Source organism: Poseidonocella sedimentorum (assembly GCF_900116005.1).
GTDB lineage: Bacteria > Pseudomonadota > Alphaproteobacteria > Rhodobacterales > Rhodobacteraceae > Poseidonocella > Poseidonocella sedimentorum.
The window spans coordinates 24,684-49,818 of sequence record NZ_FOYI01000012.1 but is presented as its reverse complement, the minus strand read 5'-3'; the positions used below and the strand labels follow the sequence as shown (position 1 = coordinate 49,818).

General features: G+C 63.4%; 26 protein-coding genes. 15 read left to right on the top strand and 11 right to left on the bottom strand.

The window, feature by feature from the left end; genetic code table 11:
- Positions 1-102: 102 nt before the first annotated feature.
- Complete coding sequence (gene typA / locus BM353_RS14170) at positions 103-1,917, bottom strand: translational GTPase TypA (RefSeq protein ID WP_092081992.1); 1,815 nt, start codon at positions 1,915-1,917, stop codon at positions 103-105.
- Positions 1,918-2,297: 380 nt separating this feature from the next.
- Between typA and BM353_RS14165 the strand changes: the two genes are divergently transcribed.
- From BM353_RS14165 to lon, 3 genes are all read left to right on the top strand, one after another.
- Positions 2,298-2,888: an outer membrane protein gene (locus tag BM353_RS14165; RefSeq protein WP_092081990.1), complete on the top strand. Its 591-nt coding sequence runs from the start codon at positions 2,298-2,300 to the stop codon at positions 2,886-2,888.
- A gap of 115 nt (positions 2,889-3,003) precedes the next feature.
- The gene (gene tgt / locus BM353_RS14160) at positions 3,004-4,134 is read left to right on the top strand and encodes a tRNA guanosine(34) transglycosylase Tgt (protein ID WP_092081988.1); all 1,131 of its coding nucleotides are present in this window, start codon (positions 3,004-3,006) and stop codon (positions 4,132-4,134) included.
- 272 nt (positions 4,135-4,406) lie between these two features.
- A complete protein-coding gene (gene lon / locus BM353_RS14155) occupies positions 4,407-6,815 on the top strand; it encodes an endopeptidase La (RefSeq protein ID WP_092081986.1) in 2,409 nt (802 codons plus the stop codon).
- Between the two features lie 109 nt (positions 6,816-6,924).
- On the opposite strand, the gene BM353_RS14150 is transcribed toward lon, so the two are convergent.
- Complete coding sequence (locus tag BM353_RS14150; RefSeq protein WP_092081984.1) at positions 6,925-7,263, bottom strand: hypothetical protein; 339 nt, start codon at positions 7,261-7,263, stop codon at positions 6,925-6,927.
- Between the two features lie 242 nt (positions 7,264-7,505).
- Between BM353_RS14150 and BM353_RS14145 the strand changes: the two genes are divergently transcribed.
- Positions 7,506-8,138, top strand: coding sequence for an ATP-dependent Clp protease proteolytic subunit (locus BM353_RS14145; protein ID WP_092081982.1), 633 nt, complete (start codon positions 7,506-7,508; stop codon positions 8,136-8,138).
- Between the two features lie 129 nt (positions 8,139-8,267).
- On the top strand, positions 8,268-9,533 hold the full coding sequence (clpX, locus tag BM353_RS14140; protein ID WP_092081980.1) for an ATP-dependent Clp protease ATP-binding subunit ClpX: 1,266 nt from the start codon (positions 8,268-8,270) through the stop codon (positions 9,531-9,533).
- A gap of 66 nt (positions 9,534-9,599) precedes the next feature.
- Here the strand turns inward: clpX and BM353_RS14135 are convergent, their stop codons facing one another.
- Positions 9,600-11,399, bottom strand: coding sequence for an FkbM family methyltransferase (locus tag BM353_RS14135; RefSeq protein ID WP_092081978.1), 1,800 nt, complete (start codon positions 11,397-11,399; stop codon positions 9,600-9,602).
- A gap of 139 nt (positions 11,400-11,538) precedes the next feature.
- Between BM353_RS14135 and BM353_RS14130 the strand changes: the two genes are divergently transcribed.
- From BM353_RS14130 to BM353_RS14120, 3 genes are read left to right on the top strand one after another with little or no spacing between them, the layout of a single operon-like run.
- On the top strand, positions 11,539-11,922 hold the full coding sequence (locus tag BM353_RS14130) for an NADH:ubiquinone oxidoreductase subunit NDUFA12 (protein WP_092081976.1): 384 nt from the start codon (positions 11,539-11,541) through the stop codon (positions 11,920-11,922).
- A 21-nt stretch (positions 11,923-11,943) separates the two neighbouring features.
- Positions 11,944-12,390: an outer membrane lipid asymmetry maintenance protein MlaD gene (gene mlaD / locus BM353_RS14125; protein ID WP_092081974.1), complete on the top strand. Its 447-nt coding sequence runs from the start codon at positions 11,944-11,946 to the stop codon at positions 12,388-12,390.
- Positions 12,390-12,743 (top strand): DUF2155 domain-containing protein, encoded by a 354-nt coding sequence (locus BM353_RS14120; protein WP_092081972.1) that lies wholly within the window; start codon positions 12,390-12,392, stop codon positions 12,741-12,743. The genes mlaD and BM353_RS14120 overlap by 1 nt, the downstream gene beginning before the upstream one ends.
- Here the strand turns inward: BM353_RS14120 and aat are convergent.
- The 4 genes from aat to BM353_RS14100 all read right to left on the bottom strand — a co-directional run bounded on the left by aat (position 12,710) and on the right by BM353_RS14100 (position 15,799).
- The gene (gene aat, locus BM353_RS14115) at positions 12,710-13,345 is read right to left on the bottom strand and encodes a leucyl/phenylalanyl-tRNA--protein transferase (protein WP_092081970.1); all 636 of its coding nucleotides are present in this window, start codon (positions 13,343-13,345) and stop codon (positions 12,710-12,712) included. The genes BM353_RS14120 and aat overlap by 34 nt on opposite strands.
- Positions 13,346-13,385: 40 nt before the next feature.
- Positions 13,386-14,732 carry an acetyl-CoA carboxylase biotin carboxylase subunit gene (accC, locus tag BM353_RS14110; protein WP_092081968.1) on the bottom strand — a complete coding sequence of 449 codons (1,347 nt, stop codon included), beginning with the start codon at positions 14,730-14,732 and terminating at the stop codon, positions 13,386-13,388.
- Positions 14,733-14,742: 10 nt separating this feature from the next.
- Entirely contained in the window at positions 14,743-15,234 is a 492-nt protein-coding gene (accB, locus tag BM353_RS14105) for an acetyl-CoA carboxylase biotin carboxyl carrier protein (RefSeq protein WP_092081966.1), read from the bottom strand.
- A gap of 124 nt (positions 15,235-15,358) precedes the next feature.
- A complete protein-coding gene (locus BM353_RS14100) occupies positions 15,359-15,799 on the bottom strand; it encodes a hypothetical protein (RefSeq protein ID WP_092081965.1) in 441 nt (146 codons plus the stop codon).
- Between the two features lie 304 nt (positions 15,800-16,103).
- On the opposite strand from BM353_RS14100, the gene BM353_RS14095 reads away from it, so the two are divergent.
- The 7 genes from BM353_RS14095 to BM353_RS14065 all read left to right on the top strand — a co-directional run bounded on the left by BM353_RS14095 (position 16,104) and on the right by BM353_RS14065 (position 21,039).
- On the top strand, positions 16,104-16,376 hold the full coding sequence (locus BM353_RS14095; RefSeq protein ID WP_092081963.1) for an STAS domain-containing protein: 273 nt from the start codon (positions 16,104-16,106) through the stop codon (positions 16,374-16,376).
- Positions 16,377-16,751 carry a response regulator gene (locus BM353_RS14090; RefSeq protein WP_092081962.1) on the top strand — a complete coding sequence of 125 codons (375 nt, stop codon included), beginning with the start codon at positions 16,377-16,379 and terminating at the stop codon, positions 16,749-16,751. It begins immediately after the preceding gene.
- A 1-nt stretch (position 16,752) separates the two neighbouring features.
- Entirely contained in the window at positions 16,753-18,927 is a 2,175-nt protein-coding gene (locus tag BM353_RS14085) for a chemotaxis protein CheA (protein WP_092081960.1), read from the top strand.
- A complete protein-coding gene (locus tag BM353_RS14080; RefSeq protein ID WP_092081958.1) occupies positions 18,927-19,403 on the top strand; it encodes a chemotaxis protein CheW in 477 nt (158 codons plus the stop codon). The genes BM353_RS14085 and BM353_RS14080 overlap by 1 nt, the downstream gene beginning before the upstream one ends.
- A 6-nt stretch (positions 19,404-19,409) precedes the next feature.
- The gene (locus BM353_RS14075) at positions 19,410-20,255 is read left to right on the top strand and encodes a CheR family methyltransferase (RefSeq protein WP_092081956.1); all 846 of its coding nucleotides are present in this window, start codon (positions 19,410-19,412) and stop codon (positions 20,253-20,255) included.
- A gap of 38 nt (positions 20,256-20,293) precedes the next feature.
- A complete protein-coding gene (locus tag BM353_RS14070; protein WP_092081954.1) occupies positions 20,294-20,680 on the top strand; it encodes a response regulator in 387 nt (128 codons plus the stop codon).
- An 80-nt stretch (positions 20,681-20,760) separates the two neighbouring features.
- Positions 20,761-21,039, top strand: a complete 279-nt coding sequence (locus tag BM353_RS14065) for a hypothetical protein (RefSeq protein ID WP_143104175.1) — start codon at positions 20,761-20,763, stop codon at positions 21,037-21,039.
- 56 nt (positions 21,040-21,095) lie between these two features.
- Here the strand turns inward: BM353_RS14065 and BM353_RS14060 are convergent, their stop codons facing one another.
- Genes BM353_RS14060 through BM353_RS14045 form a run of 4 tightly spaced genes read right to left on the bottom strand, consistent with a single transcriptional unit; the run spans position 21,096 to position 24,893 of the window.
- The gene (locus BM353_RS14060; protein ID WP_092082069.1) at positions 21,096-21,491 is read right to left on the bottom strand and encodes a VOC family protein; all 396 of its coding nucleotides are present in this window, start codon (positions 21,489-21,491) and stop codon (positions 21,096-21,098) included.
- A gap of 29 nt (positions 21,492-21,520) precedes the next feature.
- A complete protein-coding gene (locus BM353_RS14055; protein WP_092081950.1) occupies positions 21,521-22,504 on the bottom strand; it encodes a glucokinase in 984 nt (327 codons plus the stop codon).
- 26 nt (positions 22,505-22,530) lie between these two features.
- Entirely contained in the window at positions 22,531-23,853 is a 1,323-nt protein-coding gene (locus BM353_RS14050) for a GH1 family beta-glucosidase (RefSeq protein ID WP_092081948.1), read from the bottom strand.
- A 14-nt stretch (positions 23,854-23,867) separates the two neighbouring features.
- Entirely contained in the window at positions 23,868-24,893 is a 1,026-nt protein-coding gene (locus tag BM353_RS14045; RefSeq protein WP_092081946.1) for a LacI family DNA-binding transcriptional regulator, read from the bottom strand.
- Positions 24,894-25,135: the final 242 nt, after the last annotated feature.

The following is a 25,135-nucleotide window of genomic DNA, read 5'->3' as shown; positions in this document are numbered from 1 at the left end:
TAAGAACGCCGGGCAAATGGCCCGCCCCCGTTATGACAAAACGGGGGCGGTGTGCCTATTCCGGAATTCCTTACCCTTGGGCAGGCGCGCGCACCGGCGGCGTTACTTGCGACTGGCGCGTTTGCGCTCGTGCGGGTCGAGGTGACGCTTGCGCAGGCGGATCACGTTGGGCGTGACCTCGACGAGCTCGTCATCGTTGATATAGGCGATCGCCTCTTCGAGGCTGAAGTTCACATGCGGGGTCAGGCGGACGGCATCGTCCGTGCCGCTGGCGCGCACGTTCGTGAGCTTCTTGCCCTTGAGCGGGTTCACCTCGAGGTCGTTCTCGCGGCTGTGCTCGCCGATGATCATGCCCTGATAGACCTTGGCCTGGGGCCCGACGAACATCTTGCCGCGCTCTTCGAGGTTCCACAGCGCATAGGCCACCGCGTCCCCGTCTTCCATCGAGATCAGAACGCCCGCGCGGCGGCCCGGGATCGTGCCCTTGTGGGGCGCCCAGCCGTGGAACACGCGGTTGAGCACGCCGGTGCCGCGGGTGTCGGTCAGGAACTCGCCGTGATAGCCGATGAGCCCGCGCGACGGGACATGGGCGACGATGCGCGTCTTGCCGGCGCCGGCGGGTTTCATCTCGGCCAGATCGCCTTTGCGCGCGCCGGTGATCTTTTCGATGACCGCGCCGGAGTATTCGTCATCCACGTCGATGGTGACTTCCTCGATCGGCTCCTGCACCTCGCCGTCGATCTCGCGGGTGAGGACCTGCGGGCGGGAAATCGAGAGCTCGAACCCCTCGCGGCGCATGTTCTCGATGAGCACGCCCATCTGCAACTCGCCGCGGCCCGCGACCTCGAAGGCCTCGCCGCCGGGGGTGTCGGTGATCTTGATCGCGACGTTGCTCTCGGCCTCTTTCATCAGCCGGTCACGGATCACGCGCGACTGGACCTTCTTGCCATCGCGGCCCGCCAGCGGGCTGTCGTTGATGCCGAAGGTGACGGAGATGGTGGGCGGATCGATCGGCTGGGCGGGCAGGGGGTCTTCGATCGCCAGCGCGCAGAGCGTGTCGGCCACCGTGGCCTTGGCCATGCCGGACAGCGAGACGATATCGCCCGCCTCGCCGATGTCGATGTCCTGCTGGCCGAGGCCGCGGAAAGCGCGGATCTTGGCGACGCGGAACTGCTCGATCTTCTCGCCGTGGCGCGAGAGGGCCTGAATGGTCGCGCCGACCTTCAGCGTGCCGGTCTCGATCCGGCCGGTGAGGATGCGGCCAAGGAACGGATCGGAGCCCAGCGTGGTGGCGAGCATGCTGAAATCCTCGCCCTGGTGCTTGATCTGCCTGGGCGCGGGCACGTGGTTGACCACGAGGTTGAACAGCGCCGAGAGATCCTTGCGCGGCCCGTCAAGCTCGGCATCGGCCCAACCGGAGCGGCCCGAGGCATAAAGATGCGGGAAGTCGAGCTGATCCTCGTCGGCGCCGAGGTTGGCGAAAAGGTCGAAGCACTCATCCAGCGCGCGGTCCGGCTCGGCATCGGGCTTGTCGACCTTGTTGAGCACCACGATCGGGCGCAGCCCGAGCGCCAGCGCCTTGGAGGTGACGAACTTGGTCTGGGGCATCGGGCCCTCGGCCGCATCCACCAGCAGCACAACCCCGTCGACCATCGACAGGATGCGCTCCACCTCGCCGCCGAAATCGGCGTGGCCGGGCGTGTCGACGATGTTGATGCGCGTGCTCTTCCATTCAACGCTGGTCGCCTTGGCGAGGATGGTGATCCCGCGCTCGCGTTCCAGATCGTTGCTGTCCATGGCGCGCTCGGCCACGGCCTGGTTGTCGCGGAACGCGCCGGACTGTTTGAGCAGCTCGTCCACAAGCGTGGTCTTGCCATGGTCGACGTGCGCGATAATCGCGATGTTTCTCAGATCCATTGTCGGGAGCCTTTGTCTCGTTCGCGGCGGGCATAGAGGGGCGGGCGGGACTTGGCCAGCCCTTATCGCGCCGTTAAGGGCAAAACCCCGCGTTTTGACGCGCGATTGGGGTTCAAACGCCTCCGATCAAGGGGCAGATCGCGCGAGGTTACCGATTTTACGCGATTGTGATGGCCCGCGCGCGGAGCGGCTAAAATCTGCCGGAACGCGCGGCGCCGTGAGCCAATCGCCGCCGACGATACCGGCGCCAAACACAGGTTCGTGAAATGGGGAGCGGGCCCTCTGGAACTAATGCGCGGCTCGCATAGTTGTGGCTCGGGACGTCCGGGGACTGACCCTCGCAGACGACTGTCCAAGAAGAAGACGAAAGGACAATGACCATGAAAACGCTGATTGCAACTCTCGCCATGAGCACCGCACTTATGACCCCCGCCCTCGCCGGCGGTCTTGACGACCCCGAGGTCGAGGCGCCCGTCGCCGCGCCCGTCGTTCCGGTTGCCGTTGGCACCGATTGGACCGGCTTCTACGCTGGTGGCCAGGTTGGCATGCTGAACGGTGAAGTCGACGCGGTGGACGCCGATGGCGATGGCACGATCTACGGTCTGCACGCCGGTTACAACTACGACTTCGGCAGCTACGTGCTGGGCGGTGAGTTCGACTACGACTGGGGCGATGACATCGATCTCGATGGCGCCGCGACCATCGATAGCGTTGCGCGCCTCAAGCTGAAAGCTGGCTACGACGCCGGCCCCGCGCTGATCTACGCAACCGCCGGTGCGGCGCAACTCGGTGTGGATGAGCTGGACGACAACCAGACCGGTTCCTTCTATGGCGCGGGTGTCTCCTACCTCGCGACCGACAACATCATGATCGGCGGCGAAGTCCTGAAGCACGACTTCAACGACCTCGACGACGTTGACGAAGACGCCGACGCAACGACCTTCTCGCTGCGCGCGTCCTACAAGTTCTGATCCACCACCACTTCGGATAACCGGGAGGGCGTGCCTGCGAGGGCGCGCCCTTCTTTCTTGTACGCGCCCCCGCCTTGGGGCTACACCCCGGCGATCACGCGAGGCGAGGTATCCCATGGCAGACGGCTGCACATTCGAACGCACGGCTCAGGACGGCAAGGCCCGGCTCGGCCGCATCACCACCCCGCGCGGCGAGATCCGCACGCCCGCTTTCATGCCCGTGGGCACGGCGGCGACGGTCAAGGCGATGCTGCCCGAAAGCGTCCGGGCGACGGGGGCCGATATCCTGCTCGGCAACACCTATCATCTGATGCTGCGGCCCGGGGCCGAGCGCATCCACAATCTCGGCGGGTTGCATCGGTTCATGAACTGGGACCGGCCGATCCTGACCGACAGCGGCGGGTTTCAGGTCATGAGTCTGGCGGAGCTGCGCAAGCTGACCGAGACGGGCGTCACCTTCCGCTCGCATATCGACGGCTCGAAACATGAGCTGACGCCGGAAAGCTCGATGGAGATCCAGCGGCTTCTGGGCTCCGATATCGTCATGGCCTTCGATGAATGCCCCGCGCTGCCCGCCGACCGGGATCGGATCGCCGAGAGCATGCGCCTGTCGATGCGGTGGGCGGATCGTTCCCGCGAGGCGTTTGGCGACCGCCCCGGCCACATGCTGTTCGGCATCCAGCAGGGCGGGCTGGAGCAGGATTTCCGCGAGGAAAGCGCCGAGGCACTGCGCGGGATCGGCTTTGACGGCTACGCGGTCGGCGGGCTGGCGGTGGGCGAGGGGCAGGAGGCGATGTTCGCCACGCTCGATTTTGCCCCCGACATGCTGCCCGAGGACAAGCCGCGCTACCTCATGGGCGTGGGCAAGCCCGATGATATCGTGGGCGCGGTCAAACGCGGGATCGACATGATGGACTGCGTGCTGCCCTCGCGCTCGGGGCGCACCGGTCAGGCCTGGACCCGGCGCGGGCAGGTCAATATCAAGAACGCCCGCCACGCCGATGATCCGCGCCCGCTGGACGAGTCCTGCAGCTGCCCGGCCTGTTCGGGTTATTCGCGCGCCTATCTGCACCACGTGTTCCGCTCGGGCGAAATGATTTCGGGCATGCTGCTAACATGGCACAACCTGCATTATTTCCAGGAGCTGATGGGCGAGATGCGCGCGGCGATTGCCGCAGGGCAATTCGAGGCGTTCGAGGCCCGCTTCCACGCCGCACGCGCCGAGGGCGACATCCCGCAACTGTGAGGCCGGGTGATGCCCCGCATGGGGCTCCCGCCCGCCCGATTTGGATGCGTGCGTTAACCCACTGCCCGAAATCGGCGCTATAGTCTGCGCCGGAACGAAAAAGCCCGCTTGCCCCGGCCTGCCGGCGCGGGCAGACTGCCGTGCAACGGGCGCTTCGGCTTGAAAACCCGGTGGGTGCGCCCCACCTGAATAACCTGACAAGGGAAGGGCCGAGGGCTGCCGCGAAGCGGGGCCGGGCGCTTCTGCCAAGAACAGAAAAACAAGGATTGAGAATGACCGAGCCTCTGAGCCCCTCGTATCCCGTATTGCCGCTGCGCGACATCGTGGTCTTTCCCCACATGATCGTGCCGCTTTTCGTGGGCCGCGAGAAATCCGTCAAGGCGCTTGAGGAGGTGATGCAGGACGACAAGCAGATCCTGCTGTCGAGCCAGATCGACGCCTCGGAAGACGACCCTGCGGATGAAGATATCTATCGCACCGGGGTTCTGGCCAATGTGCTGCAACTCCTGAAACTGCCCGACGGGACGGTGAAAGTCCTTGTCGAAGGCAAGCGCCGTGTGCGCATCGAAGAGTTCATCGACAACGACGACTACTTCGAGGCCCGCTGCGAGGCGCTGGTCGAGATGCCCGGCGATCAGGCGACGATCGAAGCGCTGGTGCGGACCGTCTCGGACGAGTTCGAGCGCTATGCCAAGGTCAAGAAGAACGTCCCCGAAGAGGCGCTGTCGGCCGTGTCCGAGAGCAAGGAGGCCGACAAGCTGGCCGATCTCGTGGCGGGTCATCTCGGCATCGAAGTCGCCCAGAAGCAGGAGCTTCTGGAGACTCTGTCGGTCAGTGAACGGCTGGAGAAGGTCTATGGCCTGATGCAGGGGGAGATGTCCGTCCTGCAGGTCGAGAAGAAGATCAAGACCCGCGTCAAATCCCAGATGGAGCGCACGCAGCGCGAATATTATCTGAATGAGCAGATGAAGGCCATTCAGAAGGAGCTGGGTGACGGCGATGAGGGCGAAGGCGAGATTGCCGAGCTCGAAGAGCGGATCGAAGAGACCAAGCTCTCCAAGGAAGCGCGCGACAAGGCCGAGGCGGAGCTCAAGAAGCTGCGCAACATGAGCCCGATGAGCGCCGAGGCGACGGTTGTGCGCAACTATCTCGACTGGATGCTCTCGATCCCGTGGGGCGTGAAGTCGCGCGTCAAGAAGGATCTGGGCCGGGCGCAGGATGTGCTCGATGCCGATCACTTCGGGCTGGAGAAGGTCAAGGAACGCATCGTCGAATATCTCGCCGTGCAGCAGCGCAGCAAGAAGCTCAAGGGGCCGATCATGTGCCTCGTGGGCCCTCCCGGCGTCGGCAAGACGAGCCTGGGCAAATCGGTCGCCAAGGCCACGGGGCGCGAGTTCATTCGCATCTCGCTTGGCGGCGTGCGCGACGAGAGCGAGATCCGCGGCCACCGCCGGACCTATATCGGCTCGATGCCCGGCAAGATCATCCAGGCGCTCAAGAAGGCCAAGACCACGAACCCGCTCATCCTGCTCGACGAGATCGACAAGATGGGTCAGGACTTCCGTGGCGATCCGGCTTCGGCCATGCTCGAAGTGCTCGATCCCGAACAGAACGGCACGTTCGTCGACCACTATCTCGAGGTGGAATACGATCTGTCGAACGTGATGTTCCTCACCACGGCGAACTCCTACAACATGCCCGGCCCGCTTCTGGACCGGATGGAGATCATCCCGCTGGCGGGCTACACCGAGGACGAAAAGCGCGAGATCGCCCGGCGCCACCTGATGGACAAGCAGCTCAAGAACCACGGGCTCAAGCCCAGCGAGCTTGAGATCACCGACGCGGCGCTGACCGATGTGATCCATTACTACACGCGCGAGGCCGGTGTCCGGAACCTCGAGCGGGAGATGGCGAAGATCGCGCGGAAGGCGGTGACCCGGATCGTCAAGAAAGAGGCCGAGCAGATCAAGGTCACACCCGAGAACCTCTCCGATTTCCTCGGCGTGCGGAAGCACAAGTTCGGTCTGGCCGAAGATGCCGATCAGGTCGGCGTCGTGACCGGTCTGGCCTATACCTCCGTGGGCGGCGAATTGCTCAACATCGAGGCGCTGCGCCTGCCGGGCAAGGGCCGGATGAAGACGACGGGCAAGCTGGGCGATGTGATGAAGGAATCCATCGACGCGGCCTCGAGCTACGTCCGCTCCATCGCGCCCCGGATCGGGGTCAAGCCGCCGCGCTTCGAGAAATGGGACATCCACGTCCACGTGCCCGAAGGCGCGACGCCCAAGGATGGGCCCTCGGCCGGTCTTGCGATGGTGACCTCGATCGTCTCGGTCCTGACCGGGATCCCCGTGCGCCGCGATATCGCGATGACGGGGGAGGTGACGCTGCGGGGCAACGCGCTGCCAATCGGCGGGCTCAAGGAAAAGCTCCTCGCGGCTCTGCGCGGCGGGATCAAGACGGTGTTGATTCCGCAGGAGAACGAAAAGGATCTCGCCGAGATCCCCGACAACGTGAAGGAAGGGCTGGAGATCATCCCCGTCACGCATGTCTCCGACGTGTTGAAACACGCGCTCGTCGCTGTGCCCGAGCCGGTTGAATGGGACGAGGAGGCCGAGGAGGCCGCGGCCCAGGCCAAGCTCGCCCAAGGCGAGGGCGGGGCGGGGGCGACTGCACACTGAGCACCGCGCAGGCGCTCAGCCCGTCAGACAAAAGGAAACAGGCGCCCGGAGCGCCTGTTTTCGTCTCGCCAAAATTCGGATGACGCAGCTTCCGGCCGCGCGGCCGGGCTCAGCTGCAATAGGCTTCCGCGGTCTCGGCGTAGTTCTTGTAGCGCTGCCAGAAGGCCTCGTGGCTGCCGCGGTCCGACATGCGGATTTCCTGGGCCTGGTGCGGATCTCGGTAGAAGGTCGCGGCCCGGCTCTGATCGGCGCTGGTGAGCGTGCGGTTGGCGGCCGACTGGATGCAGCCGCAGAGCGACCGGCTCCGGGCCTTGCGATCCGAGGCGAGGCAGGCCTGGCTGATCGGCCCGACTGCCGGTGTCATGCTCATCCGCGAGACCGCGACATCGCGTTTTCCGCCACAGGCGGCCAGCGTCAGCGTCGCACATAGCAGGAGTGTGTGTTTCATCGTTCTGCCCAATCTGATGGCCGCCTCCTGTTTGTCTGGAGTGTCGGCCGTTATGTTTGCCCGTGGGCGGAGTATGCCAAGTCAGGGCGGCTCTGGCAATTGTTGCGTGGTTAACGTTAGGGGTTGGTTAATGGCGCCGGGCGCATTACCCGGGCGCTCTTGAAGGTCGCTGGGGTGGGGACTAAGATTCTGTTAGGACTTCACCGCTAGCACTACACTCTACACACCGAGGCAGGACCCACATGCACGATCCCATCGACACCTACATGAACACGCTGGTCCCCATGGTGGTGGAACAGACCAGCCGTGGCGAACGCGCCTATGACATCTTCTCGCGCCTGCTCAAGGAGCGGATCATCTTCCTCTCGGGCCCGGTGCATGACGGGATGTCCTCGCTGATCGTTGCGCAACTCCTGCACCTTGAGGCGGAAAACCCCTCCAAGGAAATCTCGATGTATATCAACAGCCCCGGCGGCGTTGTGACCTCGGGGCTCTCGATCTACGACACCATGCAATACATCAAACCCAAGGTGAGTACGCTGGTGATCGGACAGGCGGCCTCCATGGGCTCGCTGTTGCTGACGGCGGGCGAGCCGGGGATGCGCTACTCGTTGCCCAACAGCCGCGTGATGGTCCACCAGCCCTCCGGCGGCTATCAGGGGCAGGCGACCGACATCATGATCCACGCCGAAGAGACGCTGAAGCTCAAGAAGCGGCTCAACGAAATTTATGTCAAACACACCGGCCAGTCCCTCAAGAAGGTCGAGGCGGCATTGGAGCGCGACAACTTCATGTCGCCGGAAGACGCCAAGGAATGGGGGCTGATCGACGAGATCGTCGCCTCCCGCTCCGCTGTGGACTCCGACGGCGAGTGATGCCGATGCGGCGCTCGCCCGGTTGCCTGCGACTTTCGCATTGTGGCCGGACGGGCGCTGCCCTAAGATTTCATGAGGCTGTCGCCATGATGGCCGTGCCAGAAGGGCACAGCACGTACGAGGTTGAAGATGTCGAACAACGCCACCGGTGACAGCAAGAATACGCTTTATTGCAGCTTCTGCGGCAAGAGCCAGCACGAGGTGCGCAAGCTCATTGCAGGGCCGACCGTCTTCATCTGCGATGAATGCGTCGAGCTTTGCATGGATATCATTCGCGAGGAGACCAAGGCCAGTGGCCTGAAGTCCAGCGAAGGGGTACCCACGCCCAAGGAAATCTGCCAGGTGCTGGATGATTATGTCATCGGCCAGTCGCAGGCCAAGCGCGTCCTCTCGGTCGCGGTACACAACCACTACAAGCGGCTCAATCATTCGCAGAAAGCCAACGACATCGAGCTGTCGAAATCCAACATCATGCTGATCGGCCCGACCGGCTGCGGCAAGACGCTGCTGGCCCAGACGCTGGCGCGGATCCTCGATGTGCCGTTCACCATGGCGGATGCCACGACTCTGACCGAAGCGGGCTATGTCGGCGAGGATGTCGAGAACATTATCCTCAAGCTGCTTCAGGCGAGCGAATACAACGTCGAGCGCGCTCAGCGCGGCATCGTCTACATCGACGAGGTCGACAAGATCACTCGCAAGTCCGAAAACCCCTCGATCACGCGGGATGTCTCGGGCGAGGGCGTGCAGCAGGCGCTTCTCAAGCTGATGGAAGGCACGGTCGCCTCCGTTCCGCCGCAAGGCGGGCGCAAGCATCCGCAGCAGGAATTCCTGCAAGTGGACACGACCAACATCCTCTTCATCTGCGGCGGCGCCTTCGCCGGTCTCGACAAGATCATCGCCCAGCGGGGCAAAGGTTCGGCCATGGGCTTTGGCGCGGATGTGCGCGATGTGGATGCGCGTGGCGTGGGCGAAATCTTCGGCGATCTGGAGCCCGAAGACCTTCTGAAATTCGGTCTGATCCCGGAATTTATCGGGCGCTTGCCGGTTCTCGCCACGCTCGAAGACCTCGATGAAGACGCGTTGGTGACGATCCTGACCGAGCCGAAGAACGCGCTCGTCAAACAGTACCAGCGGCTTTTCGATCTCGAAGACACGGTCCTGACCTTCACCGACGATGCGCTTAAAGCGATCGCGGGCCGGGCGATCGAACGCAAGACCGGTGCGCGGGGGCTGCGCTCCATTCTGGAGGACATCCTGCTCGACACCATGTTCGAGCTCCCCGGGATGGAAAGCGTCACCGAGGTTGTGGTCAACGAAGAGGCCGTGCTGACCGATGCTGCGCCCCTGATGATCCACGCCGACGCCAAGCGCGAGCCGGCCACCGCGGGCTGATCCCGAACTTCCGAACCAAGAAAAAAGGGCGTGCAATTTGCGCGCCCTTTTGTCGTTTTGAAGCCGCTACTGCGCGATGTAGCGATCCCCGAGCAGCGCCCGGATCTCAGACGCGGGCATTTCCTCCCAACGGGGGCCTGGGTCAATGAACCGAGCGTGCTGCAAGGCATCTTGCAGCGTCGCCATGTTCAACTGCCCGAGGGTGAGGCGTTTGCGCGTGCTGCCCGCCGGTTGCCAGGTGGTGGAGAGCGCATCGATGACGTGCGGCGTCCGGCCGGTGAAGGCCTCAAGGTGCTGCGCGATCTGACCGCTCGCGCCGGATCTGCGGCGCAAAAGCATCGCCACAGCCGTTTGCGGGCCAGCGCAGAATGCGGTGACATGCAGGGCGGAGCCGTCCGCGGCGATGATCTGCCGCGCGGCTTTGTAGCGCGCGACCTGAGTGGTCAAATCGTGCTGCTGCGGGTGAAATATCTCGTAGCCCTGAGCCTCAAGATGGGCCTCAAGCATGGTCTCGCCGAGCAACCCGCCGCGATTTGTGCCCAGCAGACTGCGCGAAATATAGAGTTTCTCCGGTCCCTCCGGCCGCACATTCCGGCCGAACCGCGCGGCGAATGCGGCGCGAAACGCCTCCGTTCCGGTCACGATCCTGCCCAGCCCGAAGCCTTGCCCGGGAAGGATCAGCCGCTCGACCTCGACCGGCTCCGCGGTGGAGCGCATCTCTCCATCGAACCCCATGAGCGAGAGGAATTCGCGCTGGTAGGCATGCACCGTCGCCCCGTTGCGCTGGCGTTTCGGAACATAGAGCACGCCGGAAATCTCCGCCGGATCAACTTCGTTGAGGGCCCAGAGCCGCGCCGTCCCCTCCACCACGAAATGCGCGAAATTGAGCCAGAGCGCACTGCCCCAGATCCAGGTACCGCCCAGCCGCTTGGCCGGGGCCGCCGGGCGATCGGGTTCGGTCATCAAGGCGCGCGCATTGCGCCACAGCGCCCCTTGCGGCAGATAGACGCCGTCCGCAGTGAACACGCCCGAGGGCTCGACCAACCCGTTGCCCGCAGGAGGCACGACAAGCGCATTCGGAACCTCCTCCAGCGTGGTCGACCAACCGCCAGTGGGATCCGGGGGCATGGTCCCGGGGAGCGCGGAAGGCGTGTCCATGAGGGGCCGCCCGTCCGGGCCAAGGGGGCGCGTCGCGGTCCAGACCGTCCGGGTCGAGACCTCCGCGTGCCGCTTGAACCCCTGGGAAGTAAGCAAGCGTTTGCACTCACGCATTCCCTCGCGGTCATAGACGCCGGGATGAAACTCGATGACGATGCCGCGAATGCCGGTCAGATCCGCATGGCGCAGGAAGTCCAGCTCTCCACCTTCGATATCCATCACCAGAATGGTCGGCGCGAACTCAGCGCGCAGATATTCAAAGCTCTGGGTCGGCAGATCGACCGTCTCGCTCGTTCGGCGGCGGTTTTCAAGCAGCGAAGAGCCCAGAAAGCTGTTGGCGATATGAAACGGGATGCTGTCCGGCGCCTCCGGATCGCTCACGACGATCTGGTTTCGGAGCTCGATGACGTCGTTCAATCCGTTGATTTCATATAGTTTTCTGGTGTACTCCAAAAGGGAAGAGTTGGCCTCGAAGGATAGGATCCTCTCGGGGCGCGCGTTTCGCGCCACCACGGCGCCGACGATGCCGAGCCCCGCGCCCATCTCGATCACGCGATCTTCCGGCGTCACGATGGAGAGCGCGCCGGCGATCTCATCGCCCTCATAGCGGGCCGCGTTGATCCGCTTGATTCGCATCTCGTTGAGGAAGGGCGAGGGGGGGACCTTCACGCCGAGACAGTGCGCCGCGGGGGTCAGTTCTTCGGCCATGAGGTCCCTGCTGTGACGTTCGGGGCCGAGCATACACCGCGCGAAACGCCGCTCCAAGGGCTTTGGCGTGGGGCCTGTGCCACTGGACGGAGCGCGGGGGCTGGTGCATAGATGGTGCAACGAGGATCTGGAGTTTCCCATGGGCATTCTGAGCACAGCGCTGCGGGCCGTCACCTGGTGGAACGGTCAGACGCTGAACACCCAGCTTTTCACCTGGCGCAAAGGTGTGCGCGTGGGCGAAGATGCCGAGGGCAATGTCTATTACCGCAACGAGGCGGACAGCCGGCGGTGGGTGATTTTCAACGGCGAGGCCGAAGCCAGCCGGGTGAGCCCGGAGTGGCACGGCTGGCTCCACCACACCTGGGATCGCCCGCCGACTGAGATGCCGGTTGCGAAAAAGCCGTGGGAACAAGCACATCAGCCCAACCTGACCGGCACGGCGGCCGCCTATGTCCCGGCTGGATCTCTGCGGCGGGCCGATCCCGCCGAACGGAGGGATTATGAAGCCTGGACGCCGGACTAGGGCGCGGGGGCGGAGCCAGTCATGAGCGCAAGACCCTGGATCGAGACCGCCGTGGGCGGCGCAGTGCTCGTCATCGCGATCGGCTTTGGCGCCTTTGCGCTGGACCGGACGGCGCGTGGCGGCGGTGCGGGCTATGAGCTGACGGCCTCGTTCCGCTCGCTTGAAGGGGTCGGGGTGGGGACGGACGTGCGCCTCGCGGGTGTCAAGATCGGCTCGGTGACGGAGATTGTCCTCAATCCCGAAACCTATCGCGCCGAAACGACCGTGCGGATCGACCCGACGATCCAGCTTCCCGATGATTCGGCCATCGCGATAGCCTCCGAAGGGCTTCTTGGCGGCAGTTTCGTGGAGGTTAGCCCCGGCGGATCGCCGTTTTACTATGTTGCGGGGGATGAAATTGCCGACACGCAAAGCGCGGTCAGCCTGATTTCGCTCCTGCTGAAATTCGTATCTGGTGGAGAGGGCTGATGAAGCGGCTGTTTGTGATGTCGATGTGTGTTCTGGCGCTGCCCGCGGCGGCGCAGCAGGCCCAGTCCGGGAGCGGCGCGGTGATCCGGGCGCTCGATCGGACCAACGCCTCGGTCACCGATCTCGAAATCGGCAACGGGGCCAGCGCGCGCTACGGGTATCTCACCTTGCAACTGGACGAATGCCGCTATCCGGTGGGCGATCCGTCAGGCGATGCCTATGCGTACCTCACGGTGCGCGAGGACGAGAGCGCAGAGCCGGTGTTCGAAGGCTGGATGGTCGCGTCCTCGCCAGCGCTCAACGCGGTCGATCATCCGCGCTACGATTTCTGGGTTCTGCGCTGCAAGACCTGATCCGTGCTCGGCAGGGCCTTTGCGTGGATCGAGGCCTCTTCCTCCAGCGCTTCCGCGAGTAGAGAGCGATACCGGCCGCGCGGGATTTCAAGCGCGCCAAGGGAGGCGAGGTGTGGGGTCAGGAACTGCGTGTCGAAGAGCGTGAAGCCGCAGGCGTCGAGGTGGGTCGTGAGGAACGCAAGGGCGATCTTGGAGCCGTCCGCCGCGCGCGAAAACATGCTTTCGCCAAAGAATGCCGCGCCCAGGGCGACCCCGTAGACCCCGCCGATCAGACGGTCGGCGTCGTCCCGCACTTCGAGGGAATGGGCCCTGCCGCCGTCGTGCAGCGCCATGTAGAGCTCGAATATCGTGTCGTTGATCCAGGTCTCGCTGCGATCTGCGCAGGCCGAGACCACGGCGGCGAAATCATCGTCGAGGCTGACGCGAAAGCCCCCCCTGCGCAACTGGCGCGCGAGGGAGCGGGAGAGGTGGAAGCCCCCCGGAAGGAAGACGCCGCGCCGCTTCGGGTCGACCCAGAAAACCTCCGGATCGTCCCGATGTTCGGCCATTGGGAAGACCCCGCTGGCGTAGGCGGTCAGCAAGAGCTCTGGCGTCAGATCCATCACCGGGGCCGTACCTGCTCAAACCCGCCGCGACGGCGCGTCAGTCAAAGGACCGTTCGAGCCAGTCTTCGAGCCAGTGGATGTTGTAGGTCCCGCTCTGGATGTCGTCCTCTTCCAACAGGCGCGCGAAGAGCGGGATGGTTGTGTCGACACCATCCACGATCAGCTCGCCAAGCGCCCGGTTGAGCCGGGCCAGCGCCTCGGGGCGATCCCGGCCGTGGACGATGAGCTTGCCGATCAGGCTGTCGTAATAGGGCGGGATCTTGTAGCCGTCATAGAGCGCCGAATCCATCCGCACCCCGAGCCCGCCGGGCGCGTGATACTGGGTGATCTTTCCCGGGCAGGGGGAGAAATTCGGTAGCCGCTCGGCGTTGATCCGGACCTCGATCGCGTGGCCGTTGATCCGCAGATCGTCCTGTTCGAAGGAGAGCGGAAGGCCGGCGGCGACGCGGATTTGTTCGCGCACGAGATCCACCCCGAAAATCGCCTCGGTGACCGGGTGTTCGACCTGAAGCCGGGTGTTCATCTCGATGAAATAGAACTCACCGTTTTCATAAAGAAACTCGATCGTCCCGGCGCCGGCGTAGTTGATCCGGGCCACGGCCTCGGCGCAGGTCCGGCCGATTTCGGCGCGCTCTTCGGGTGAAATACAGGGGCCGGGGGCCTCTTCGAAGACCTTCTGGTGGCGCCGTTGCAGCGAGCAGTCGCGCTCGCCAAGGTGCACGGCTTTGCCTTTGCCGTCGCCGAAGACCTGGATCTCGATGTGGCGCGGCGTGGTGAGGTATTTCTCGATATAGACCTCGTCATTGCCGAAGGCAGCCTTGGCCTCGGCGCGTGCGGTCTTGAACGCTTGTTCGATCTCTTTGGCGCTGCGCGCGAGCTTCATCCCGCGCCCGCCGCCGCCGGCCGTCGCCTTGACGATGACCGGGTAGCCGAATTCCTCGCCGATCGCCCGCGCCGCCTCGACCGAAGGCACGCCGCCCTCGGATCCCGGAACGCAGGGCACGCCGAGCGCCTTCATCGTGTCCTTGGCGGTGATCTTGTCGCCCATGACGCGGATGTGCTCGGCGGTCGGGCCGATGAACGACAGACCGTGATCTTCCACGACCTGAACGAAATTCGCATTCTCCGACAGGAACCCGTAACCGGGGTGAATCGCCTGCGCGCCGGTGACTTCACAGGCCGCGATAATCGCGGGAATCGACAGATAGCTGTCCGTCCCCGGGGCGGGGCCGATACAGACCGATTCGTCCGCCATGCGCACGTGCATCGCGTCGGCATCGGCGGTGGAATGCACCGCGACCGAGCGAATGCCCATCTCCCGCGCGGCCCGGATGACCCGCAGCGCAATCTCGCCACGGTTTGCGATCAGGATTTTGTCAAACATCGTCGCGCCCTCACTCGATGATGACGAGCGGCGCACCGTACTCGACCGCCGCGCCATCTTCCACGAGAATGCGCGTCACGGTCCCCGCCCTGGGTGCGGGGATGTGGTTCATGGTTTTCATCGCCTCGACAATCAACAAGGTGTCGCCTTCGGAGACCTGTGCGCCCGTGGAAATGAACGACGGTGCGCCGGGCTCGGCCTGAAGATAGACCGTCCCGACCATCGGCGATGTCACAGCGCCGGGATGGTTCGCGGGATCGCCATCGGCGGGCTCGTCGGCCAGAGCGCTTGCGGGGGCTGCGGCTGCGGGCGCGGCGACAGGGGCCGCGGCGGCCATGGGTGCCATCGGGGCCTGCGGCACGATCTTGCTGACGCGGACGTTCAGCGCGTCGTGTTCGCCATATTCGCGTTTGACCTGAAGCTCGGAAAGCTCGTTATCATTCAGAAGTTCTGCGAGCGCCTGAATGAAGGCGACATCTGCTTCTTGGCTTTTTATTGTCATCCTGTCCCACCTTAAGATACGTCAGCGACGATGCGTTCATGAGCTTATAGGTGATTGACGCAGGAGAGAAAAGCGCATCAAGGCCCGCTGCCGACCGGGAATTTTGTGTCGGCAGCGCAGATCGTTAGGGCGCCTCGGCGTCTCGAATGTCTGGGGCCGTCTCCTCGGGGGGAGGGCTGGCCTCGGTCTCATCGGCCGATTCTGCCGCCCGGATCGTAAGCTCCGGCTCTTCTGGCGCGGAAGGCGGCGCGTCCGTCCCTGCCGATGCGCGCGCTTCCGTCGAGCCATCGGCGGGAGCAGCGGCCTCTGGCGCCCGCTCCGCGTCTTCGGCAGCTTCGGCCTGTTCGCGCAGGATCGCGTCGATCTTCAACTGCATGATCGAGGGCGGCGCGGTGGCCGCCTTGTCTTCGCCGTCACGATAGCTGCGATTGCTCGCCGAGGCGTCTGATTCTTCCGCCTTGGGAACCCGGTCTGGCCGTCGTTTGAGGGCCGGCGGTTCGGCGGCGGCGTGAGGCGAGCCGGCGGCAAAAACAGAACTGCCCGGACCGATAGGGGAAATCGTCATGGTTCACTCCCGATATAACTTTACCCGGGGGTAATGTTCCTTTCGAACCTCTTAAGTCCGGTTAATGAAAGCCGAAGACGGCCCAGAATTTGCAATCGTGGTTTGCAAAGCCTTACCGGGTGCGGCCGTGGCAATAACCAATCCAGCGACATCTTATATAGGTGACGAAAAATAGAGCGTTTTCAACGTGCGAACGCTGTGCTGCGGGAATCTTAGCAAGTTGAATCCGGCTCATCCTTTCTTAAAGAATCGACCGTAGCTTTCAGATCACGGCCGAAACCGGAAAGCGAATTAAGGGGTGCCCATGTCTCAGAGTATTACTCTTCCGGAAAAGCTAAATTCGGATGCGGCTGCATCGCTGCTCGATGCGTTTCGTGAGAAGCGCGGGGCGGATCTCGAGATCGCGGCATCCGATACTGTTTTCGTTGGCGGGCTGTGCTTCCAGGTTCTCGTTGCCGCGAAAAACCAATGGCAGGCGGACGGCCATACCTTGTCCGTGGACACGCACTCCAACGCGTTTGCCGATGGCATGTCGCGTCTGGGTATGCCGCTTGACGTCTTTTCAGGAGGAAACTGAATGGCACTCAAAGTTCTTGCCGTGGATGACTCCCTGACCATCAGGGAACTCCTGCGCGCTTGCCTCACCAACGCTGGCTTCGATGTGGATGTGGCCGTCGATGGGATGGACGGGCTGGAAAAACTGCCCGAGGCGGCGCCCGATGTGGTGATCACCGATATCAATATGCCGCGTATGAACGGGTTCGAGTTCATCGACGCCCTCCGCGGCGGCCAGAGCCCGACGACGGTTCCGATCCTGGTCCTGACCACGGAAAGCGCGTCCGAGCTCAAACAGAAGGCCCGCGCGGCCGGTGCAACCGGGTGGATCGTCAAGCCATTCGACGAAACCCGCCTTGTCTCGGCAATCCGCCGCGTTGCGAGCTACGACGCCTGATATGTCTGGAACCAACGATATTCGCGACACGTTCTTCCTGGAATGTGAAGATCTCCTAGAGGCGCTCGAGGAAGGTCTACAGGAAGCGAACGAGCACATCGCAGACGGTGCGATCGACTCCGAAACCATCAACGCGGTCTTCCGCGCTGTCCATTCCATCAAGGGCGGGGCAGGGGCCTTTGCGCTCAATGATCTGGTGCATTTCGCCCATACCTTCGAGACCGTGCTGGACGAGGTGCGCAGCGGCGCGCTGATGCCGGACGCCGAGATCATGGATCTGTTCTTCCGGTCCAGTGACCGGCTGGTCGATCTGGTGGCGGCCGCGCGCGATGAGACGCCGGTTGACCTCTCGGAAAATCAGGTTCTCGAGGCGGAACTCAAGAAATACGCGCCCGACGAGGAAGAAGAGGTCGAAGCCGATGATTTCCAGCCCATGGGCCTGGATTTCTCGATGGACCTTCCGGATCTCGATTTCGACGACGATGCGCCCGCGCCGGCCAAGGCCATCGGCTTCGAGATCAGTGTCCGGCCGCATGACGCCTTCTATGCCTGTGGCAACGATATCGTGCATCTGCTGCGTGGGCTGTCGGAACTGGGTGAGACGACGGTTGCGGTCGAGACCGACGCGCATGCCGATTTCGACGAGATCGCGCCGGAGAAATCCGCGGCGACCTGGTCCGTTCGCCTCATCACCGAAGAGAGCGAGCACGTGATCTATGACGTGTTCGATTTCGTCGACGGCATTTGCGATCTCAAGGTCGATCCGATCCATGAGGAAACGATGGAGGATGAACCGATTTCGGACGAAGCTGCTGACCCTGTTGAACTCGAAGTTGTGCAAAAGATCGAGAGCCCCGCGGAGGAGGCTCCGGTTGAGGTAAAAAAGTCCGAAGTGCCGGCGCCGGTTAAGGCGGCTCCGGTGGAAGCGGCGAAACCCGACGCGGGGGGCAAGGCTGCGGCCAAGACCTCGCGCGCGACCATCCGAGTGGATCTCGAACGTGTCGATCGTCTGATCAACGTGGTGGGCGAGCTGGTGATCAATCAGGCGATGTTGTCGCAATGCGTCAAGGAAGCCGGGATCACCGGGTCGACCGATATCTCCTCGGGTCTCGATGAGTTCAAGCAGCTCTCGCGCGAGATTCAGGAAAGCGTGATGGCGATCCGCGCCCAGCCGGTGAAATCCCTGTTCCAGCGGATGTCCCGGATTGTGCGGGAAGTTGCATCTGCCACGGGGAAACGCGTGCGTCTGGTGACGACGGGCGAGTCCACCGAAGTTGACAAGACGGTCATCGAACGACTGGCTGATCCACTGACCCACATGATCCGAAACGCGATCGACCACGGGCTGGAATCTTCCGACGCGCGGACCAGCGCGGGCAAGGTTGAAACCGGCACCGTGACGCTCAGCGCGGCGCACCGGTCGGGCCGCGTTCTCATTGAGATTTCCGACGATGGCGCCGGAATCAACCGCGAACGCGTGCTTCAGATCGCGATCGACAAGGGGCTGGTCGATGCCAATGCCGAGCTGTCGGATACCGAAATCGACAACCTGATCTTTGCCCCCGGCTTTTCGACCGCGGGCGAGATTTCCGACCTTTCCGGTCGCGGGGTCGGCATGGATGTGGTCAAGAGCTCGATCCAGTCGCTCGGCGGCAAGGTGTCGATCAACTCCATCCCGGGCAAAGGCTCGACCTTCACCATCAGCCTGCCGCTGACCCTCGCGGTCATGGAGGGGATGGTCGTCGAAGTCACGGGCCAGACAATGATCGTCCCGCTGACGGCCATCGTCGAGACGCTCCGCCCCGAGGACAAGGATATCCATCACCTCGGTACGGGCGAGCAGGTCGTCTCGGTGCGCGGCGTATTCATCCCGATCTTCGATCTGGGCTCGATCCTCGGGTACCGGACGACCAAGAGCTACTCGAGCAATCAGGTCCTGCTGTTGATCAGCACGGACGAAGAACAAACCTACGCCCTGACGGTCGACTCGATCTTTGACCAACGCCAGGTCGTGATCAAAGGGCTCAGCGAAAACTACGGCGAATTGCCCGGGATCGCAGCCGCAACAATTCTCGGGGATGGCCGCATCGCGCTCATCATCGACACGGACGGGATCTACGGCATGAACAGCCATTCCGCCATTAAGACGCAACAGCCTTGGATAGGAGCAGCGTGATGACCCAGGCTCAACAAATCGACACGCGCGAACACCACGGCGCGGCGTTCAAGGAATATGTTGCCTTCCGCACGGCGGGGCAGGATTTCTGCTTCGATATCATGAAGGTCCGCGAGATTCGCGGCTGGACCGAGGCCACCATCCTTCCCCACGCCCCGAGCTATGTCCTTGGCGTGATCAACCTGCGCGGATCGGTGGTGCCGATCGTGGATCTGGCGACGCGCCTTGGCCTCCCGACGACGGAGCCCCATGCCCGCCACGTGATCATCATCGCGATGGTCAACACCCAGATCATCGGCCTTCTGGTCGAGGCGGTCTCCGACATCCTCGGCGTGGGCGATGATATCGTCCAATCGACGCCCGATGTCGCATCGGAGACGACCAAGTCCTTCATTTCGGGCGTGATCCCGAAAGACAGCAAGATGATCCGGTTGGTGGATATCGAAAAGATCCTCCCCGCGGGCGAGTTGGAGTAACGCCGAATGTCTGCGGTTGGTTCAACAGTTGCCGGGGGTATCTCGGACAGCGACTTCGCGTCGCTCCGCTCCATCGCGCTGCGTGAGCTCGGAATCGAGATCAGCGGTGAGAAGAAGTCGCTGCTGGTCTCCCGGCTGGCAAAGCGATTGCGCCACCTGGGGCTTGACGGATTTTCGGAATACACCGAGCTTCTCAACACCGGTCAATCTGCCGAGGAACTGGAGGAGTTCGTCGCCTGCGTGACCACAAACGTCACGCGGTTTTTCCGTGAGCCGCATCATTTCGATCATCTCGAGACGCAGCTCATACCGGACATCGAAAAGCGCGCCTCGCGAGGCGAGCAGGTCCGGCTCTGGTCGTCGGCCTGTTCGACGGGCGAGGAGCCCTACAGCGCGGCCATGATACTCGCGCGGCACCTGAGCGACCGGGCTTTGAGCAACGTCAAGATCCTCGCGAGCGACGTCAACGTCAAGGTGCTCGAAGCCGCCCAATCGGCGGAGTATCCCAAGAGCGAGGCCGACGCCGCACGCGCGGATTTGCGCGGATTTTTCCAGCCCTCGCCCAATGATCCCGGCCGGGTCGTGCTTGCCGACAAGGTCCGGAACCTGGTGACGTTTCGCTACATGAACCTGGCGAAAACCTGGCCCGTCCGCGGCCCGTTCGATGCGATTTTCTGCCGGAACGTTGCCATCTACTTCCCCCAGAACGTGCAGGAAGATCTATGGGTGAAGTTTGCTAAAGTTCTTCGGAAAAACGGGAGCATGTATATCGGTCATTCCGAACGTCTGGCCGGTCCGGCTAACACCAGATTTAGATTTCTGGGGTCTACAATGTACCAGCTTACGAACTGAGCGGGTGAGCTAAGAGCAGCTTAAGTGGAGTGAATGCCATGTCTTTACGCGAAAAACTCAGAGTGATGGTTGTGGACGACATGTCCACCAGCCGAGCACTTATCACGCAATCTCTCGATGATATCGGCATTGCGAATTATGCCACGTCCAACAACGGCGTGGATGCCCTCACGCAGATCCGGCAAAAGCCGGTGCATCTGGTGATTTCCGACTACAATATGCCCGAGATGAACGGCATCGACCTGCTCGGTGGGCTGCGCAAAGAGCCGGCATCGGCCCGTGTCGGGTTCATCCTGATCACCGGCAAGGCCACGCGCGAGATCATCGAGAAGGGTTCGAGCCTGGGGATGAACAACTTCCTCAAGAAGCCGTTCACTGTGCCGGAGATGAAAGCCTGTATCGAGAAGGTCGTCGGTGCGCTCTAATGAAGGACATGACTGGGGAACCGGACGGGGCGGCGCGGGACGTCGCTAGCCGTTATCTTGATTTCCTGGATCGCCGTCTGATGCGATCTGCGGACCTGATCGCCGTCGCCGAGGCGGCGTTTGCCAAGCGCTATGGAGACGCAGCAGCGCTGCCCGCGGAGGCGCAGAACATCGACATGACCTTGCAGATCATAGACGATGTCCGCCGCACGGTGCAGAACCTGCGCGATGCGAAGGGTGGGCTCGCCTCGGTCTCGGACGAGATGCTGTTGGCCGGATGCCGGTTGCGCGAGACGATGGATTGCATGACCCAAGCCACTGCCGCGGCGCTGGAAAGCCCCGAAGACGAGATATTCTGACGCGAACCGCGCGGCAATGGATGGCTATCTTGACCCGTCTGGATCTTCCAGGCGGGTCAGTTTTTTGGCGCCGCCGGTTTCGAAATGTGCTGGTCGATCAGGACCGGATTTCCGTCGGGGTCGAGGACAACGATATGCCCGATGCCCGTGCCGTCCGGATCCGTTTCGGTGTGGAGCGCGATGCCGCGGTCGCGCAGAGTCTTCTGGATTTCGCGCACATCCTCGAAGGCCTCAAGCGGGTCAGTGTTCTCGTCCCAGCCGGGATTGAAGGTGAGCGTGTTCTTTTCCAGAAACCCGCTGAAGAGGCCGATGATCGTTGAGCCGTTGCGCATGATCGCCCAGCCCTTGTCCGGCTCACCGCCGCTGAAACTGAACCCAAGCGCTTCGTAAAACGCGCGAGAGGCATCGAGATCCTTGACCGCAAGGCTGACTGAAAACAATCCAAGGTCCATGACCATCTCCCCATCCGGCGGGGCGGCGCTCAGCTTTTGGCGGCGATGACGGAAGCGATATGCGCGGCGCAGCCCGTGAGCGCAGCATAGTCATCCTCGACCACATGCACAGCAAAATTCTTCATGAACCCGGCGAAGCGGCCCTTGTCGCGGAAGGCATCCGCGAAACCGAAGGGCTGGAGATAGGGCGTCATCGCGCGGGCCACGCCGCCCACGAGATACACCCCGCCAAAGGGCAACTGGATCAAGGAGAGGTTGCCCGCGACGGCGCCGAGGATGCGGACGAAATGGCGGACGGTATCCTCGGCGCGCGGGTCCGTCCCGTCGGCGCAATGGGCCATGATCTCGGCGGCGGTCTGTTGCCGGAAATCGCCGTCTTCCTGCCCGAGCCACTGGTAGACCCGCTCCAGCCCGCGCCCCGAGAGCACGTCTTCGATGCCGGGAAGGCCATGCGCGCTTTCGATGTAGCGGCTGAGGCGATACTCGGATTCGTTGCGCACCAGCAGGCTCGCATGACCGGCCTCGGAGGGCGGCACGATGGTCTTGCCCGCATCGGTCAGCACAAGGGCCGCGTTGAACCCGGTGCCAACCCCGATCACCAGCCGCGTCGTCCCGCGGCTGTCCTCGACGCCGGCGGGCACGACCTCGCGCTGCGCCTCCGGGGTGAGATAGGGGAGCGCATGGCCCTGAGCCTGAAGGTCGTTGAGAATCGCGACGGTCTCGGAGCGGGTGGAGCGGGCGAGGGCGCCGCCGTCGATGGACCAGTCCAGATTGGTGAGCTCGGCGACGCCGTTGTGCACCGGGCCCGCCACCGCGATACAGGCCGCGGCCGGATCGGCCCCGCCTTCATCGTCGAGAAACTGCGCCAGAACGCTCTCGATCCCCGGAAACTCCGCGTTGCGATAGCGCCGGATCGTGCCGGGCACGAGCGCGGCCCCGTCCGCGAGCGCAACCCGCGTGTTGGTCCCGCCGACATCGGCGACGAGCGTGTAGGCATTGTCCGGATGGATCATGGTCACTGGATCGGTCACGGGGGGCGTTACCTTGCAAAGGCGGCTTTGAGAGCCTCATAGGATGTCTTGGGTGTCCGCTTCAAGCTGTCGAAATCCACATGCACGAGCCCAAAGCGCTTTTCATATCCCAGGGCCCATTCATAATTGTCCAGCAGCGACCAGCACATGTAGCCCTTGACGGGGACGCCTTCGTGGATCGCCTGACGGACTTTCTCCAGATGCGCGTCGAGATAGGCGATGCGGGCGGGGTCTTCGACGCGGCCGTCCTTGAGGACATCGGGGCTCGCGAGGCCGTTTTCGGTGATGTAGATCGGCAGGTCGCCGGTGTATTCGCGGGCGGTGCGGGTGAGGAAGTTGTAGAGGCCCTCGGGGAAAATCTCCCATCCCATCAAGGTCTTGGGCAGCGGCCCTTCGACTTCCTGATGCGCGGGCCAGGGGCCGGTCGCCGGGGCGATGAGCTTGCGCGTGTAGTAGTTGATCCCGCACCAGTCGACCGGCGCCATGATCGTCTTGAAATCATCCTGCCAGCCCTTGGGCATGTGGGGACCGAGCCCCTCCATGACGTTGGCGGGGTATTCGCCCTTGAACACGCCGCCGAGGAAGAACCGGTTATAGTACCCGTCATAGAGCGCCGCGGCCTCGCGGGCGGCGTCGCTGTCGTCGGCGGGATCGGCCCATTCGAGATTGAAGACCGCGCCGAGGTTGTCCATCCCGAGACCGCGCATCGTCTCGATGGCGCGACCGTGGGCGAGGAGGACGTGGTGCATCGCGCGGGCGGTGGCGCGGATATCGCGCAGACCGGGGGCGTGGTGGCCGAGGAAATGGCTCAGCCATGCGACGCACCACGGCTCGTTGATCGGCGCGACCGAGAACATCCGGTCGCCGATGCGCGACATGATGACCTCGGTGTACTCGGCGAACCATTCGGCGATGTCGCGGTTGCGCCAGCCGCCGAGATCGGCGAGCGCCGAGGGCAGTTCCCAGTGATAGAGCGTGGCACAGGGTTTGAGCCCGCGCTCCAGGAGCGCGTCGGTCAGCCGGTCGTAGTAGTCGAGGCCCTCGGGGTTGGGCGTGCCGCGCCCCTCGGGCAGCACCCGGGCCCAGCTTGTCGAGAAGCGGTAGCAATCGAAGCCCGCGTCCTTGAGCAAGTCGAAATCCGCCTCATACATGTGGTAGTGATCGCAGGCGCGGGCGCCGTTTTCGGCCCGGACCACGTTGCCGGGCGTCGCGGCGAAATCATCCCAATGGGTGCGGCCCGCGCCGCCGAATCCGTGGCCCTCGATCTGGTAGCTCGAGGTGGCTGCGCCGAACAGGAAGCCTTCGGGAAAATCGCTGCGAGAGAATTTCATGCGTGCCTCGGGGTCTATTCCGGCGCCGGTCCGGTGGAGCGGCCGATGACGAATTCGGCTTCCAGCATCTTGTGGACGGGCTCGGTTTGTTTCGATCTGAGCTGTGCGATGAGAATCTCGGCGCACATGCGCCCCGCTTCATGCGCCGACGAGCGGGTGGCGGTAAAGGCCGGAGTGTCGCCATCGTTGCGCAGGTAGGACAGATCGTCATCATGGGTGACGACGGAGATATCGCGGCCCATGACCAGCCCGGCGTTTTCGATCGCGAGACGGACGCCAAAGGCTGCCGGCATGGACGAGACGACGATCGCCGTCGGGGGCTTGGGCGCGGCGAGCATCCGGACGGTCGTCTCATAGCCATATGTTTCGGTCATCTCCGCGCTGGTCATCAGCTCCGGCTCTGGCGTGATCCCGGCGGTCTTGAGCGCCGCGCAAAACCCCCTGCGCCGGCGGTGGGCGAAGTCGAGCGTCTCCAGCCCGTTGATCAGACCGATGCGCCGGTGGCCGAGGCCGATGAGATATTCCGTCGCGCGCTCGAAGGCCCGCTCGTTGTTCATGTCGACCCAGGAATAGGGCACGCTGGAGTTGGTGGACCGGCCGTGTACGACGAAGCGCATCCCGATTTCGGTGAGCCGTTCGATCCGTTCATCGGTCATGCGCGGCCCCTGCACGATGACCCCGTCGACCGCGCCGCGGCCGTGCAGCTCGCGGTAGACATCGAGCTCCTGGCGTTGGCCGACGAAGGTCAGCATCAGATCATAGCCGTGATCGGCATAGAGCTGGCCGGCGCCGGCGATGAAGTCCCCGAAGATCGGGTTGTGGAGCTCATGCTGAAACCGGCCCGGGATGACATGCCCGATCGCCATCGCCTGACCCGTGGCCAGAGAGCGCGCGCGCCGGTTGGGTTGGTAGCCGAAGGTGCGGGCGGCCTGTTCCACCCGCTCGCGCGTGACCGCGTTGACCTCGGGGTAGCCGTTGAGGGCGCGGCTGACGGTGGTCTGGGACAGGCCGAGATGCGCGGAGAGTTGTTTCAGGTTCATTTTTCCTCCAGTCAAAGCGCTTTTGCCCCGGTCCCGGTTTACGCTTGCGGCAGGTCCGGTGAAAAAACAAGCACTTTATTGCGACTGGTCCCTGGGCCACCCCCCGCCGCGCGGCGGGAGTATTTGCGCCGCCGCCCTCGCAAGATCATTGACAGGCTGAAAGGATTAATAAACCGTATATAGTGTTCAAAGCGCTTTGGCGGTTGATTCTGCGTTTGGGGTTTCTGCGTTTGGCGGTTGAT